Genomic DNA, 14324 nt, shown 5'->3' with positions numbered 1-14324 from the left:
ATGTCAATAATAAATAATAAAAAAGCGGATCCGCCGCTCTTTTATATTATTCAAAATTCTATTGTTCTTTTTCCTGCCTTCTTCTCGCGTTATCGGTAAGCAATTTTTTTCTTAATCTAATGCTTTTCGGCGTTACTTCCACCAACTCATCGTCATCAATGAATTCAATGGCTTTTTCCAGCGTCATTTCTTCCGGCGGAACCAGCACGATCGCCTCTTCGCCGCCTGATTTTCGGACATTTGAAACATGTTTTGCTTTGCAAGGATTGACTGCCAGGTCGCCGGATTCCGGCCGCAAACCGACAATTAAACCCTCATAAACTTCGTCTCCCGGTTTCACGAACATCTTTCCCCGCTGTTGCAGTAGATCCAGAGCATAGGCCAAAACCTTTCCGCCGGTCATCGAAACCATTACGCCGTTCGTCCGGAAAGGAATATCGCCTTTTACTTTTCCATATTCGGTAAACCTGTGATCCATCGTACCGGTACCATGAGTGATCATAATAAATTCCGAGCGAAACCCGATAAGTCCGCGCGAACTGATCGTAAAATTCAGATCCGTATGCCCCAAATGCGATTTCATATTGCTCATCTCGCCTCTTCTTTTTCCGACAAGCTCGATAACTTTTCCCGCATCCGGGTCAAGTACATTGACGTGAAGCTCCTCCATTGGCTCCAGTTTCTCGCCGTTTACTTCCTTATAAATAACTTGCGGTTTGGAAAGCGCCACTTCATAGCCTTCGCGGCGCATATTCTCAACCAATACTCCCAAATGCAATACTCCCCGGCCGGAAACCTTATATGCTTTGGCCGAATCAGTTTCTTCCACTTTCAATCCGACATTGCTTTCCAGTTCTTTCGTTAGTCTGTCTCGTAAGTGCCTGGAAGTAATAAGTTTTCCTTCGCGGCCGGCAAACGGACCATCATTAGTTATAAAATCCATAGTGATCGTCGGATCTTCCACTTTAATTCGTTCCAGCGCTTCCGGCTTTTCAACACTCGCCACTGTATCGCCGATTGATATTTCCCCAATACCGGCCAAAGCCATTAAATCGCCCGCCGATACTTCCGGCACTTCGCATTTTCCCATTTTATCAAAAGAATAAAGCTTGGTTATCGGATAATTTTTTATCTCGCCTTTAATATTGATCAAAGCGACTTTTTCTCCGGCCTTGATCTTTCCGCGCACAACTTTACCAATACCGATCCTGCCGACAAAATCATTATAATCCAGTCCCGTGATCATAACTTGCAAAGGACCTTCATCTGATACTTGCGGCGCTGGTATATATTCTATAAGCTTGTCTAAAAGAGGGGTTAAGTCTTTGGAATCTTCGGTCATTGAGGTCTTGGCAATTCCTTCGCGCGCGATCGCATAAATAATTGGAAACTCCAGCTGTTTGTCGTTTGCTCCCAAATCCATGAATAATTCATAGATCAGATCCAGGGTTTCTTCAACTCTGGCATCTTTTCTGTCAATTTTATTTATTACCACGATTGGCTGAAGTCCTAGTTGAAGCGCTTTGCTTAAAACAAATCTTGTCTGCGCCAAAGGACCTTCGGCCGCGTCGACCAAAAGCAAGACACCTTCCGCCATTTTTAAAACTCTTTCCACTTCGCTGGAAAAATCCGCATGTCCCGGAGTATCAATAATATTTATTTTTACGCCTTTATAATTCACCGCCGCATTTTTGGCCAAAATAGTGATCCCGCGCTCACGCTCCAGCACATTGGAATCCATAATACATTCAGCCACTTCCTGCCCAACGCGAAAAGTCCCGGTTTGTTTGAGCAAACCGTCTACCAGGGTGGTTTTACCATGATCAACGTGAGCGATAATGGCAACATTGCGGATATTTGGTTGTGTGGTTTTAATGGTCATAATAAATGCACTTTCTGTTCTTTTTTCTCTACTTTAAACTAAAATTAAAATCAGTCCGCCCATTGGCGGATGATTATTAAATATTACCCTATAATCTATATTTAGTCAATAGCTTTGGCGAAAAAACACTTGGATTTGCTTTAAAAACCCAAATAAACCGATAAGTCAACGACAAATTCTGCGTTTTGCTTATTTTTCATCTTCTATGACAATCGCCTGCACCGGACATGACTCAATGGCCATTTTAATTGTTTCGTCATCATCGCCGTAATCATCGATCACTACCGCTTTACCTTCCAAATCCAATTTAAAAGTTTTTGGGGCGATTGAGGCGCAGGAGCCGTCGCCGATGCAAAGTTCCCGATCAATTTTAATTCTCATAAACCCGTTTCAATATTTTAACAATTTAACATTTTAATAAAAATGCTAAATTTTAAAAATATTTAATTCTTAAAAATATAATGTATAGAGGTATTATACTTATTTATACAATTATTAGCAAGTGGCTGAAAATTTTATTTTTGTATTTTTATCTTACTCAATAAATTCTTTATTTTTTCAATGCTTTTTTCGTCATAAATTGAAAGAGGATGCACTTCGGGATTGACTTTTTTTAATTCCTTTATTTTTTTAGTTACTTCCTTCGCATCAACCAGATCTGTCTTGGTCAGTAAAACATATTCTTGTTTTTTCGCCAAATCGGAATCGTATTTTTGCAATTCTTCTCTTATGGTCTTATAATCTCGAGTTAAATTTTCCGACTCCGAAGAAATACAATGGAATAAAACTTTTGTCCGCTTAATATGGCGCAAAAATTTTATGCCCAAGCCTTTTCCCGCCGCCGCTCCTTCAATTAAACCGGGAATATCCGCAATAACAATATCAAAAAAAGCGCCAAGAACCGGTTCGAGAGTGGTAAAAGCATAAGGAGCAACTTTTGACCCCGCTCTGGTTAAAAGATTTATCAGGCTGGACTTACCGGCATTGGGCAAACCAATCAATCCTACGTCGGCTATAAGCTGCAACTCCAAAACTATATCAAAATTCTCTCCCAGCGTTCCCCTCTCAAACTCTTTCGGAGTAACATTGGTAGAAGAACGGAAATACCAATTGCCTCTTCCGCCTTTTCCCCCGCGCGCTAAAAGCAACCGCTGTCCGACCTCAACAACTTCCATATCTTTCCCTGTTGTAAGATTATGCGCAATAGTACCTACCGGAGCTTTTAGCACCAGTTCTTCGCCGCGCGCACCGTCCAGCCGGCGAGATTTTCCACCTTCTCCGTCTTTGGCGGCAAAATCTTTCGTAAAACGAAACTGGCTCAGAGCGTTGAGATTGGAAACTCCTTCCAGATAAACACTTCCGCCGTCGCCGCCTTTGGAGCCGCTTGGCCCTTGGCTGAATTTACTGCGATCAAAAGCCACCATGCCGTCGCCGCCTTTTCCGGCTGAAATCTTGATTTTCACTTCATCAATGATCATAAAATAGTATTTAGTATTTTTTTAATTTCACTAATTGTTTTTACATGCACTAATTTCTGCCTCAGCTCGCTGGCGCCGGAAAATCCTTTAAAATACCAGGCTAAGTGTTTTCGCATTTCGATCACCCCTTGCTTGCCTCGTTTTTTATACATCATCTCAGCATGCTTGATCGCCACTTTTTTTATTTCCGATAATTCAAATTCGGCATACGAACCTTTGGTCAAATAATCTTTCACTTGTTTAAAAAGCCATGGCTTGCCTAAAACTCCCTGGGCAAGGCCAATTCCGTCCGCTCCGGTCTTTTCAAGCATATTTTTCGCGTCTTCCGGCTTCAAAATCCCTCCATTGGCTAAAACCGGAATATCCACCGCCTCTTTAATTTTTCTTATCATCTCATAATCCGGCGTTCCAGTAAAGCCCTGCTCCAATGTCCGGCCGTGGATCATAATCGCGCTAATCGGCAAATCCTTGATTTTTTTTATAAAATCCAACGCTGTAGTTTTTTTCACACCGGCGCGAATCTTTATTGAAACCGGGATTTTTCCGGCCACGCCTTCCAGTGTAGCCTCGATTATTTCACGGGCCAATTTTATATTATCCATCAAAACCGCGCCCGACCCGCAAGCGATGATTTTCCGCGCCGGACAGCCGAAATTTATATCAATTCCGTCAGGCCTGATCTGCTTGGCGATAATTTTTGCCGCAAACAAAAAATGCTCCGGTTTATCGCCGAAGAGCTGTACCACATACGGACTTTCTTTTTTGCTGTTAAAACGCGTAATACCGATGGTTTTTTTCTTATTGTAGAAAATCGCACTCGTACTGGCCATTTCCGAATATACCACATCCGCGCCATAGCCCCTGCAAATCTGCCGGAAGGGCTGATCGGTAATTCCCGCCATCGGCGCCAAAGCAATTATCGGATGCTTTAATTTTTTCCAGAAGTTTTCCATAATTATTTTTTCTCATACAAAAACGTCGCCTGCTCTTTTTTTAAATATTCCCAGCCGTAAAAAGAAAATCCAAAAGAAATGATCTTCGCGCCAGGCTTTAATTCTTTATTTAATTTTTCCTCGAGCCGTCCCATAATTTTTCTGACACCAAAAAGAGTCACAATATCAAAAGAGGACAGGTCTGTATCCCAAAAACTCTTCAAGTGCACGAAGGCTCTGCCTTCCAGCCCCTCTTTCTTAATTTTCCATTTAGTCCATAAAACCAATAAAGGATTGATTTCATAGCCATGCACAACTGCGCCGACTTTGGCCAAAGCGATCATAATCCTTCCGTCGCCGCTCCCCAGATCCACCGCTTTCTGGCCAAACTTAACATTAGCATATTCGATCATTTTATCAAGACCGTATTTCGGAATTGGCACATATGGCGCCCCAAAAAGCAACGCATAAACAAATAAAAAAGTAAAAATAAAATAACAAAAAGCGAACAAGGATAATGCCGAAATTCCCAGAATCGGAACTATAAAATTTGTCATATTAATTTTTTAATAAATAATTAAAAAAACCGAATATATTTTAATTTTTTTACGAGGACATGGATTAGTGAGTAAAAAACATAACCAATGAACACACGCTCAATTGCCAAAACAATTTATATATTGTAATAAAAAATCAATGACTAATCCCCGCAGTATAAAAATTAAATTATATTCGGTTATAGTGTCAAAGAAACATTGTCTTCTAAACTATCTTCAAAATATTTCCTTTTTTTAAAGCCGCTTTGGCCAAATCAAGACGATCCGGACTATCGGCAAACAACGTAAAAAGCGTTTCGCCTTTTTTAAACTTATTGCCGATCACTTTATCCAAATATATGCCAGCTTGCTTGATCGACGGCGCTCCCAAAATCCGGCAAAATTCAATGATCGCTTTATTGTCATACATAGCGATCCGCCCATTTTTCACGGCTTTAACTTTGTGCCGATACGCGCCTAATTTAATTTTCTCGGAATTGATATTAGGATTCCCGCCTTGAGCCTTGATTATCTCTTTTGCTTTATCCCAAGCTTTCAAAGACCGAAGATTTTCTCGAGCGGCTTTCTGCGCTTCAACTTCGCTGAATTTTCCGGTTAAAGCCAATAAAGCGGAAGTTATTTTCAACGCTTTCTTTTCTAGATCCATCGGCCGATCCTTTTTTTGCTGCCAAACTCTCAGTATATCCCTCGCTTCAAGAGCCGGGCCAATCCCGCGGCCGGAAGGATCAATTACCCGAGAAACCATAACTTTCAATTTTATGCCAAACTTGCCCGCAATATACTGCATTTTTCTTTCGATCATATCAGCGGCTTTTTTGTCTTTTATTTTGGTATTTCTTCCAATCGGCATATCGATAATCAGATATTTTATGCCCATGGCGACTTTTTTAGCCATAATTGAAACGATCATTTTATTATAAGGCTCCATCACCAGCGGATAAGAAACTTTTATGATCTTATCGTCAGCCGGAGCGATTCGAAGCGCGCCGCCCCACACCAAACATCCTCCCGTTTTTTCAACCACTCTTTTAATATCACACGTTTCGAGGCATACCGGCATAAAAACTTCAACCGTGTCCGCCGTGCCGGCAGGGGAAGTAACCGCCCGCGAAGAAGTTTTAGGAATAGTAAAACCCAAGCTGGCCATAATGGCAACTAAAATCGGCGTCACTCGATTCCCCGGAAGTCCGCCTACCGAATGCTTGTCGACAACTATTCCTTTAAACTTCATCCGATCCCCTGTTTCAACCATCGCTTTGGTGAGATAATATAATTCCGTATCGGAAAAATTACCCCGAAAGCTTGAAGCCACGAAATAGGTCGTTTCAATGTCGCCCAAAAGCCCGTCACTAATATCTTTGATAATGGATTTTATTTCTTTATAGTTCAATGGGGAACCTAATAATTTTTTCTTTATCGCTTTGATCGAATCCGGCCTTTTGATCAAAGAAACTTCCACTATCCCCGCGCTATTCATCGCTTTGCCCTTGCTATCCTGCCAAATTTCCCGGAAAAACCCGATCTCTCCTTCCTCGACTTTTGAATTAGTATAATTAACCGCGGCGAAAAAACTTTTATTTTTCCAAACTATTTTCAAAATATCGGCTTTTCTGATCCCATAACGCCGCGCCTCTTCTTCCCGCAATACCACCTCCGGACGATGCCCTGACTCAAAATCTAATTTTCTAGCTTTAAAATATGGCATAGTTAAAATTTCTAATTTTTATTTTATTAATAAATATTCGGCTTAATCCTCCGTTTCAAGCTTATTTAATATTTCTTTAACCTTGATTTTTAAATTTTCCAATATTTTTTTATGTTCTCTAATGTTAGCTTTTGTGAATTTAATTCTTTCTTCCTTTTGTATGTTATTTTTCGACGACTCCGTGTCAGCAAGCTCAAATTCAAGCTTTGGTATCTTTTCCTCTTCAAAATTTACAGCTTTATTGATTATAAAAAGTTCAGAGCTAGGGTCTCTCATTAATTTCTCAATCTTATCCAAGGTTGTTTGTTTAAATTCCTTCGGTTCTTCTTTAGTTTTACTTTCTCTATCTGTCGATTTTATTGTTTTATTATCATCAAGATCGGTAATCTCATTCTCCGCTCCCGGTCCTTTTCCCCAATCTCCCTGATACTCTGGAAGCATATTTAACAATACTTCTCTCTCTTTTTTTAATTCAGTGATTTGTCTAGGGCTTAATCTCGCACTATCTAATTGTTCATTGATTTTTGTCACTTTTACCCCTATTTCTTCTTTTGATAAATTTTGGCTTGCTCCTTCTTTATTTTCCATATTATTATCATTATAAATTATTTTATTAGCAACATCGCCCCGTATTTTGTTAACTTCTTCCCCATACTCGCCTTCCGCCGCTTTTACTTTTTCACCGATCACTTTTTTCCCATTATTAAATTCTTCCTTATTTGACTCGTCCGCATCGTTGATCGCCAAAGTTTTCTCATCTTTTTCTTGTTGTTCTGTAATAGCCGCTTTCGCGTTTTCTATTTCAACCGCGTCTCTCTTAATTTCCTCTTCTAAGGTTTTTGGCTCTTTTTCCGGCGCTTCACCTCTAATCTCGCCAGCTTTTTCTTTTTCCGGATCTATTGGTTTTTTTATTTCTTTTTCATCGCTCATATTTTTAAAATTATCAATTATTTATTTTTGTAGATCTCGCAAATTTTTCCCCGGCATTCATTTATTTTTCTTTGCTCGATTTTCCCCATAATCCGTTCAAATAATTGTTTTTCTTCACCAAGCAAAAGAATGATTTTTTGTAAAAATCTTTCAAAAGCGATTTTCGCCAATCTTATTTTTTGTTGTTCGGTGGACATAATAAAATTTACGAAACACGCATCCTCTAAGCCTGATAATTTGTTTTTTTCATTCCGAAAATATTTCCCGCTACCGATGAGAGCAATTGCGGAATATTGCCAAATTCGAATAAATCCAAAGGGTAAGCAATTTTCACGATCCCCCTGTTGATCGGCGGCTTTCCTTTTTTGGAAAAATACCAGAATAGCTCGCTAATATCAGCGCTACAATCGCCAATAATCTTTTTAATATCAAAAACTTTTGCCGCTAAGCGATCAAAAGTTTCTTCGCTTAAAGTTCCTACCTTGGTCCAAGTGCCAATCGATGATTCCGCCGCAATTTCACCGGCGGCTTCTTCAAGCGGCAAACTCGACTCAATTCTAAAGGTCGCAATAATATGCTTGGTTTTATCGATTTCCGCGCCAAGACACAGATAGAATAATTTAGACATAAAAATTATTTGAGAAATTTAATGTTTATTTTTAAAAATCTCCTTATAGTTCTTCATCGCCGCTTTTTTGACCTTCCCCGGCTTTAAAATCCCGAATTCCGTAATTAATTTCTTGGTGTATTCCGGCGGCACGGTATCAAAAGCGTAATTGATCGCTTTAATTCCTTTTTGCTTGCCATCCGTAGCCTTGGCGAAGGATGGCCAAAGTTCAGTTGGATCTCTTTTTTCAATTTCTATTTCCCTGTAAGAGTCTATATCCTTCCTAGCTTTCAAAAGGCTGGCAGCCACATAAAAAGGCACACCGGCGCTTTTAGCCGCGAGAGATAAAGAATAGCTGCCGATCTTATTCAGTACTGAACCGTCCATACCGACCACGTCCGCTCCGATGATCACCAAGTCAATATTGATCTTGTCCGGATCATTTTTGGAGATCACGAACGGCGCCGCACTGTCAGTCATCATCGTCACGTCAATCCCTTTTTTAACAAGATTTTTTGCCATGATCCTCCCTTGAAATCTTGGCCGGGTTTCAGAATTATAGACCTTAAACCGTATTTTTTCCTTGCGCGCGCCGATCAGTATCTTAAACACCGACGAAGAATTGCAGTGAGTAAAAACCAAAACCGGTTTCTTCTTTTTTTTATAGATTTTTTTGACCAAACTTATTCCATTAGCGGTTATCCGTGCCTCATTTTTTTGAATCAAATCGAGCGTTTCCAGGCACGACTTTTGAAAATTAGCAATCTTTTTCTTGACATTTTTATTTTTATCCCGCGCGAGCTGCGCCATTATTAAATTCAGAAGATTTTGGTTCAGCGGCTCGTCAGGCCTGGCCCAGGCCAATTTATTGGCATTAATCTCTGTGGCTCTTAAAAAATTGCAAATTTTGCCATTTGATATTTTTGGCAGAGCTCCGATCTTAAAATCTTTGCTGAAATCCAAAAGCGCGCCAATCGATGCTTTCGCAATATTAGTGGCACCTTGAATTTTAATGGATTTTATATCTTTTACAACTTTGCCCATATTAACCATAAGTGTATTTTATCATATTTAAACCAAAAAAAATAGCCCTGCCGTAAGCAAGACTATTCAGCTATTAACTATTTTTTTAACCCGATCCTGTTAAAAACCCTGCAATTATCCTTCCCGTTGCATATTTCCAAAACCTTATAAATTCCTTTCGTATAAATTTCATTATTTTCCATATAATGCGTCGCTTCAAGGATCAGAATGCTTGCTTTCGAACTCGAAATTATCTCGCTGCCTTTTGTTTCAGCCAAAGGAACTTCTCCGTAAAGCCAAAAATTTCTCTGGTCTTTTTTCAAAAAAGGATAGGTCTTACCCACTTCAAGATTTTCCGGAATGCATTCCTCGATTCTCCGATTTCCATTCTTAAATTCCGAAATATTTCTCAAAGCAAGACCTGGATTGTACTCAACCTTCATTGTCATAATTTTTAAATTAATTTATTAATTTTTTATAGACGCCGAACCTAATAACAAGCGGTGCTAGAACTTTTTCTTTTCCAATTCTCTGATCGCGTCGGAAGCGATCCATTTAGCGGTTTTATTCTCGGGGTTTTTTGATTGAATTTCCCGCGCCGTTTTCAAAGCCGCCACACATAAAGATTTATTTCTTTTGCCGGTCTGGCGAAGCGCCCAATTTACGGCTTTGCGGACAAAATTTCGCCCATCAACCGCCTCACGCTTAATATGCGGGAAAAATTCAATGAATTTTTTATTATCGGCTTTTTTATCGTGAAAAGCCAGCGCCGCCACAAGAGCAAAGCCGGCTCTTTTGACAAATTCCTCTTTTCGCCTGCTCCAATCAGCCGCTTTTTGCCAGGCAATCTCTGTTTTATCAAAAAGATTCATACAGACATGATCACACACGTCCCACGAATCAAAATCCTTCGCCCAATTTTCCATTTGCTTTTCGCCAACCATTTCCGGCTCATCGATCAACGCCGCCAAAATCCGCGCTTCGTGAATTTTTGACTTCCAAAGCATTATCGCTAATTTATGGCGATTTTCCGCGCCTTTTTTATCTGTCTTAGCCTCTTTCCTGATTTCTTTTGCCAAACTTCTCAAATACGGCATACTTACGCCCAAAGTGTTTTTCGCGCTAATTCCAAATCGCGCCATTCCGGCGATATTTTTTGGATTTCTTTGTGATTTTAATTTTGCGATTATTTTTTTAGAATCCATGAATTATTCCTTAATTTATTTATTACTTTTGATATTTGAGCTTTGATATTGAATTGTCATTTGACATTGAAAATTTGTCATTAACGCTAACATCCTTTAATTTTATCAAAAAAAACGCTTTTGTTCAACTAAAAACAAAAAAACGGCCCGAAAGCCGTCTTCTTGTTTTCTAAATATTTTTATAATTAGAATCTGTCGTTTCCGCCAAAACCTCGTCCGCCGCCGCGATTACCGCCGCCGAATCCGCCACGTCCGCCTGCGCGGGGTGGTCTCTCGGTCATCGGTCTCGCTTCGTTAACGATAATGGTTCTGCCATCAACTTCTTTGCCATTGAACATTTCAATAGCTTTGACTGCTTCTTCGTCGGAGCTCATTTCCACGAAACCAAAACCTTTTGATCGGCCACTCATCTTATCGATGATAATTGAGGCTGATGTTACTGTTCCAGCTGCGGAAAAAGTCGCTTTCAAAGCGTCATCTGTGGTGCTATATGATAAGCTGCCCACATATAATTTCTTTGCCATGTGTTTTTTCCTTATATAAACTAATTAATTTTGCAAGTCGACTACTTCTCTGGGATTTGCTTTCAGGAGCCAAACGGCTCAACTTAACTTATACTTAATTGTTTTATATAAGGAAAGAAAACCCTTCGAAACTTACAAAAACAATTATAAACGATTAAAGCATTAATGTCAATACCTGCGGAGAGGGAGGGAGTCGAACCCTCGATACCTTTCGGTATATCCGCTTTCCAAGCGGACGCACTCGGCCACTATGCGACCTCTCCAAACCGCCGATTGGCGGAAACTAATACTTATTATTTTCTATTTCGGAAGCGCGGAAATAATACTGGCAATGAATGTATTCTCGGCCAGAATGCGATATTGCAACAATTTTGTCAGAATTAAAAAATGTCTGGCTTCCACCGCGCCATGCGCGGGATCCAAGATAACCCGCTCCCCTTCTTTCGCGAGCTCTGCGATATATCCCGGCACATCTTTTTTCAATAATGCTTTTTCCAAAAAATCAACGATTTTCGTGAACTCTCCACTATCAAGCCACATTCCGCCGCAATCCGCGCAAACATCCACTTCCACTTCGCTCTTATCATATTTAAGCACTGCCATCGTTTTTTTGCATTTTGGACATATTTTTTTCCCGGAAACGGCATTAAACTTATCTTTATCGCTCCACAGATTAAAATGCATCCAGGCAAGATCCATATCCCGCTCATCAATGACTTTTTTTAATTCATTTTTGTCGAACCAAATGCCATGACAGGTAAAACACCTGGCAAGTTTTAGATCTTGAGAAGAAAACTCCCCGAGATCTGCTGAACATTTTGGACATTTCATAAATATAGATTAACGACTTAGCTTACTAAATTTACCACAATATGGTTATTTTTTCAATAGCGCTAAAGCGGCGGAGCTCGTAGCTCCGCCGCAATGATAACTCAACTATTTTATATTTATCGCGAAGTTATAACCCGATCAACCCGATAAGTCCCGCGAACATTGAAGATTTTTTAGCCGATTTTGCCATTTTTCCCAACATTATTGTCGTCTTCAATACCGTATCCGGATTAAGAGAAATACTATCTATGCCTTCCTGTACCAAAAACTCCGCAAAATCCGGGAAGTCGCTTGGCGCCTGGCCGCAAATGCCGACTTTACGATTATATTTGTGCGCCACTTTGATCAATTGCCTGATCAATATTTTTACCGCTTCGTTTTTTTCGTTGCCGATATGCGCCAAAGTGCCATTATCGCGATCAAGCCCAAGGGTCAATTGAGTCAGATCATTGCTGCCGATCGAGAATCCGTCGAAAATCTTGGCGAATTCTTCGGCCAAAATAATATTCGCGGGAATTTCCGCCATCACGTACACCTTGAAGCCGTTGTCGCCTTGCTTCAATCCTTCGCCGGCCATAATTTCCAAAACTTTTTTTCCTTCCTCGACGGTCCGGCAAAACGGGATCATTACAATGACATTAGTGAATCCGAAAGTATCGCGAACTTTTTTGATCGCCCGGCATTCCAGTCTAAACGCTTCCTTGAATTTTTTATCATAATATCGGGAAGCGCCGCGCCAGCCGATCATCGGATTTTCTTCTTTCGGCTCAAAATATGCGCCGCCGACAAGATTCGCGTATTCGTTGGTCTTAAAGTCAGAAAAACGGACAATTATTTCTTTCGGATAAAAAGCGGCCGCCAGCTTCGCCACTCCCTCGGCTAATTTATCCACATAAAACTGGACTTTGTCGGTGTAGCCGACGGTTAATTCATCGATTTTATTAATTGTTTGCCTGTCGAGCTTCACTCCGCCTTTTTTAAATTTATAATTGATCAGGGCTAACGGATGGATCTTAATGTAATTATTAATGATAAATTCTTCACGCGCCAAGCCGATCCCGCTTTGCGGCAAGAAAGAATATTTGAACGCCTGATCAGGCTCGCCCAAATTAATAAGAATTTTCACCGGAAGCGCGGGAATTGCGCCCAGATCGGTTTTTTCCACCTTTATCGGAATAATTCCTTTATAAATATAACCGGTCTCTCCTTGAGAGCAATCCACCGTAACGTCTGAATTATTTTTTATTGTAGCGGTGCCGTTTTTCGTGCCCACCACGGCCGGAATTCCGAGTTCCCGGGAAATGATCGCCGCGTGGCAAGTCCTGCCTCCGGCATCGGTCACGATAGCCGAAGCGATCTTCATGATCGGCTCCCAGTCGGGATCGGTCATTTTTGTCACCAAAACCTGTCCGGGCTTGAAATTATTAATCTGCTTTACGCTTTTTATCACATTAGCTTTTCCAACTCCGATCTTAGCGCCCACGCTTACTCCGACTGAAACCACTTGCAGTCCGGTCTTGGGTACGGTTAATTTATAAACTTCCAGCATATTTACATCGCGCTTGCTCTGATGAGCGGTTTCAGGCCGCGCCTGGACAATATACAATTTATTCGTTTTGCCATCCTTAGCCCATTCAATATCCATCGGCCGCTTATAATGATTTTCTATGATTACCGACCATTTAGCCAGCTGAATAATTTCTTTATCAGTCAATACGAATTTTTTCTTATCCGACTGAGAAACTTTAGTATTTTTAGTTGAATTCGCGCTGCCGGAATAAATCATTCTCCATTCTTTGCTGCCGATCGTTTTTTCGATGATCGAATTTTTTCCTTCTTTTAAAAACGGCTCAAAAATCCAATATTCATCGGGGTTTACCCGGCCTTTGACCACATTTTCTCCCAATCCATAAGCGGCATTAATTACGGTAACATCGGCAAATCCGGAATCCGGATCGCAGGAAAACATCACTCCGCTCGTGGCCAAATCGCTTCGCACCATTTTTTGCACGCCGACCGAAAGCGCGATGGAAAAATGATCAAAACCCTTATCCACACGGTAAGAAATCGCCCGATTAGTGAACAAAGAAGACACGCAATCTCTCACTGCTTTAAAAAGCGCTTTCTCACCGTGAACATTCAAATAAGATTCCTGCTGGCCGGCAAAAGAAGCATCCGGCAAATCCTCGGCTGTCGCCGAACTTCTTACTGCGACATCGATATTATGGCTGCCGTATTTGGCGCCAAGTTGATAATACGCCTCAAGAATTTCTTTTTTAAAATCTTTAGGAAGTTCCACCGCCAAGACTGCTTTTCTCACCGCGGCACCGCGCTTCGCCAGATTCCTGATGTCATGAGTATTTAACCCTTTTAATATTTTTTTAATTTTATCTTTCAATCCGCTTTGTTCTAAAAAATATCGATAAGCGTAAGCTGTGGTCGCAAAGCCATTCGGAACGCTTACCCCTTTTGCGGCAAGATTCTGATACATCTCGCCCAGGCTGGCATTTTTCCCGCCGACCAGCCCGACATCCCCGATACCGACATCGGAAAACCAAAGAATTAATTCTTTGCTTTTGTCTTTGCCATTATGCTTATGGTCATTGATCAGATTATGAGGAGGCGCGAGAAGTTGATTATTTTGCATAAA

General features: G+C 40.7%; 15 protein-coding genes and 1 tRNA gene. All 16 read right to left on the bottom strand.

The genetic code is table 11. From position 1 onward, the window contains the following. Positions 1–58 precede the first annotated feature (58 nt). Positions 59–1876: a translational GTPase TypA gene (typA, locus tag Q8N37_00425; GenBank protein ID MDP3056973.1), complete on the bottom strand. Its 1818-nt coding sequence runs from the start codon at positions 1874–1876 to the stop codon at positions 59–61. Between the two features lie 195 nt (positions 1877–2071). Further along, on the bottom strand, positions 2072–2263 hold the full coding sequence (locus tag Q8N37_00420) for a ferredoxin (protein ID MDP3056972.1): 192 nt from the start codon (positions 2261–2263) through the stop codon (positions 2072–2074). 134 nt (positions 2264–2397) lie between these two features. After that, the gene (gene obgE, locus Q8N37_00415) at positions 2398–3360 is read right to left on the bottom strand and encodes a GTPase ObgE (GenBank protein ID MDP3056971.1); all 963 of its coding nucleotides are present in this window, start codon (positions 3358–3360) and stop codon (positions 2398–2400) included. Then, positions 3357–4313: a tRNA dihydrouridine synthase DusB gene (gene dusB / locus Q8N37_00410; protein ID MDP3056970.1), complete on the bottom strand. Its 957-nt coding sequence runs from the start codon at positions 4311–4313 to the stop codon at positions 3357–3359. Before dusB ends, obgE begins: the two co-directional genes overlap by 4 nt. 2 nt (positions 4314–4315) lie before the next feature. Beyond that, positions 4316–4849: a class I SAM-dependent methyltransferase gene (locus Q8N37_00405; GenBank protein MDP3056969.1), complete on the bottom strand. Its 534-nt coding sequence runs from the start codon at positions 4847–4849 to the stop codon at positions 4316–4318. A gap of 205 nt (positions 4850–5054) precedes the next feature. Beyond that, complete coding sequence (locus Q8N37_00400; GenBank protein ID MDP3056968.1) at positions 5055–6554, bottom strand: thymidine phosphorylase; 1500 nt, start codon at positions 6552–6554, stop codon at positions 5055–5057. 42 nt (positions 6555–6596) lie between these two features. Further along, entirely contained in the window at positions 6597–7484 is an 888-nt protein-coding gene (locus Q8N37_00395; GenBank protein ID MDP3056967.1) for a hypothetical protein, read from the bottom strand. Positions 7485–7501: 17 nt separating this feature from the next. Then, positions 7502–7681, bottom strand: coding sequence for a hypothetical protein (locus Q8N37_00390; protein ID MDP3056966.1), 180 nt, complete (start codon positions 7679–7681; stop codon positions 7502–7504). A gap of 26 nt (positions 7682–7707) precedes the next feature. After that, positions 7708–8112 (bottom strand): hypothetical protein, encoded by a 405-nt coding sequence (locus Q8N37_00385; GenBank protein ID MDP3056965.1) that lies wholly within the window; start codon positions 8110–8112, stop codon positions 7708–7710. Between the two features lie 18 nt (positions 8113–8130). Continuing rightward, the gene (locus Q8N37_00380) at positions 8131–9144 is read right to left on the bottom strand and encodes a translation initiation factor eIF-2B subunit (protein ID MDP3056964.1); all 1014 of its coding nucleotides are present in this window, start codon (positions 9142–9144) and stop codon (positions 8131–8133) included. 68 nt (positions 9145–9212) lie between these two features. Next, positions 9213–9563 (bottom strand): hypothetical protein, encoded by a 351-nt coding sequence (locus tag Q8N37_00375; protein MDP3056963.1) that lies wholly within the window; start codon positions 9561–9563, stop codon positions 9213–9215. Positions 9564–9620: 57 nt separating this feature from the next. Continuing rightward, positions 9621–10319 carry a DNA alkylation repair protein gene (locus Q8N37_00370; GenBank protein MDP3056962.1) on the bottom strand — a complete coding sequence of 233 codons (699 nt, stop codon included), beginning with the start codon at positions 10317–10319 and terminating at the stop codon, positions 9621–9623. Between the two features lie 185 nt (positions 10320–10504). After that, positions 10505–10843, bottom strand: coding sequence for an RNA-binding protein (locus Q8N37_00365; GenBank protein MDP3056961.1), 339 nt, complete (start codon positions 10841–10843; stop codon positions 10505–10507). A 178-nt stretch (positions 10844–11021) separates the two neighbouring features. After that, positions 11022–11106 (bottom strand) — tRNA-Ser (locus tag Q8N37_00360). Between the two features lie 37 nt (positions 11107–11143). Then, positions 11144–11674 (bottom strand): zf-TFIIB domain-containing protein, encoded by a 531-nt coding sequence (locus Q8N37_00355; GenBank protein MDP3056960.1) that lies wholly within the window; start codon positions 11672–11674, stop codon positions 11144–11146. Between the two features lie 127 nt (positions 11675–11801). Beyond that, on the bottom strand, positions 11802–14321 hold the full coding sequence (gene ppsA / locus Q8N37_00350) for a phosphoenolpyruvate synthase (protein ID MDP3056959.1): 2520 nt from the start codon (positions 14319–14321) through the stop codon (positions 11802–11804). Positions 14322–14324: the final 3 nt, after the last annotated feature.

Source organism: bacterium (assembly GCA_030693205.1).
Taxonomy (GTDB): Bacteria; Patescibacteriota; Minisyncoccia; order JAHIHE01; family JAHIHE01; genus JAHILZ01.
The sequence above is the reverse complement of the archived record's forward strand: the minus strand, read 5'-3'. Positions and strand labels throughout refer to the sequence as shown.

What these genes read in the sequence shown, in the direction of transcription:
- Q8N37_00420 (MDP3056972.1), bottom strand. Translation starts at nt 2,263, where the DNA reads ATGAGAATTAAAATTGATCGGGAACTTTGCATCGGCGACGGCTCCTGC.
- obgE (MDP3056971.1), bottom strand. Translation starts at nt 3,360, where the DNA reads ATGATCATTGATGAAGTGAAAATCAAGATTTCAGCCGGAAAAGGCGGC.
- dusB (MDP3056970.1), bottom strand. Translation starts at nt 4,313, where the DNA reads ATGGAAAACTTCTGGAAAAAATTAAAGCATCCGATAATTGCTTTGGCG.
- Q8N37_00405 (MDP3056969.1), bottom strand. Translation starts at nt 4,849, where the DNA reads ATGACAAATTTTATAGTTCCGATTCTGGGAATTTCGGCATTATCCTTG.
- Q8N37_00400 (MDP3056968.1), bottom strand. Translation starts at nt 6,554, where the DNA reads ATGCCATATTTTAAAGCTAGAAAATTAGATTTTGAGTCAGGGCATCGT.
- Q8N37_00395 (MDP3056967.1), bottom strand. Translation starts at nt 7,484, where the DNA reads ATGAGCGATGAAAAAGAAATAAAAAAACCAATAGATCCGGAAAAAGAA.
- Q8N37_00390 (MDP3056966.1), bottom strand. Translation starts at nt 7,681, where the DNA reads ATGTCCACCGAACAACAAAAAATAAGATTGGCGAAAATCGCTTTTGAA.
- Q8N37_00385 (MDP3056965.1), bottom strand. Translation starts at nt 8,112, where the DNA reads ATGTCTAAATTATTCTATCTGTGTCTTGGCGCGGAAATCGATAAAACC.
- Q8N37_00380 (MDP3056964.1), bottom strand. Translation starts at nt 9,144, where the DNA reads ATGGTTAATATGGGCAAAGTTGTAAAAGATATAAAATCCATTAAAATT.
- Q8N37_00375 (MDP3056963.1), bottom strand. Translation starts at nt 9,563, where the DNA reads ATGACAATGAAGGTTGAGTACAATCCAGGTCTTGCTTTGAGAAATATT.
- Q8N37_00370 (MDP3056962.1), bottom strand. Translation starts at nt 10,319, where the DNA reads ATGGATTCTAAAAAAATAATCGCAAAATTAAAATCACAAAGAAATCCA.
- Q8N37_00365 (MDP3056961.1), bottom strand. Translation starts at nt 10,843, where the DNA reads ATGGCAAAGAAATTATATGTGGGCAGCTTATCATATAGCACCACAGAT.
- Q8N37_00355 (MDP3056960.1), bottom strand. Translation starts at nt 11,674, where the DNA reads ATGAAATGTCCAAAATGTTCAGCAGATCTCGGGGAGTTTTCTTCTCAA.
- ppsA (MDP3056959.1), bottom strand. Translation starts at nt 14,321, where the DNA reads ATGCAAAATAATCAACTTCTCGCGCCTCCTCATAATCTGATCAATGAC.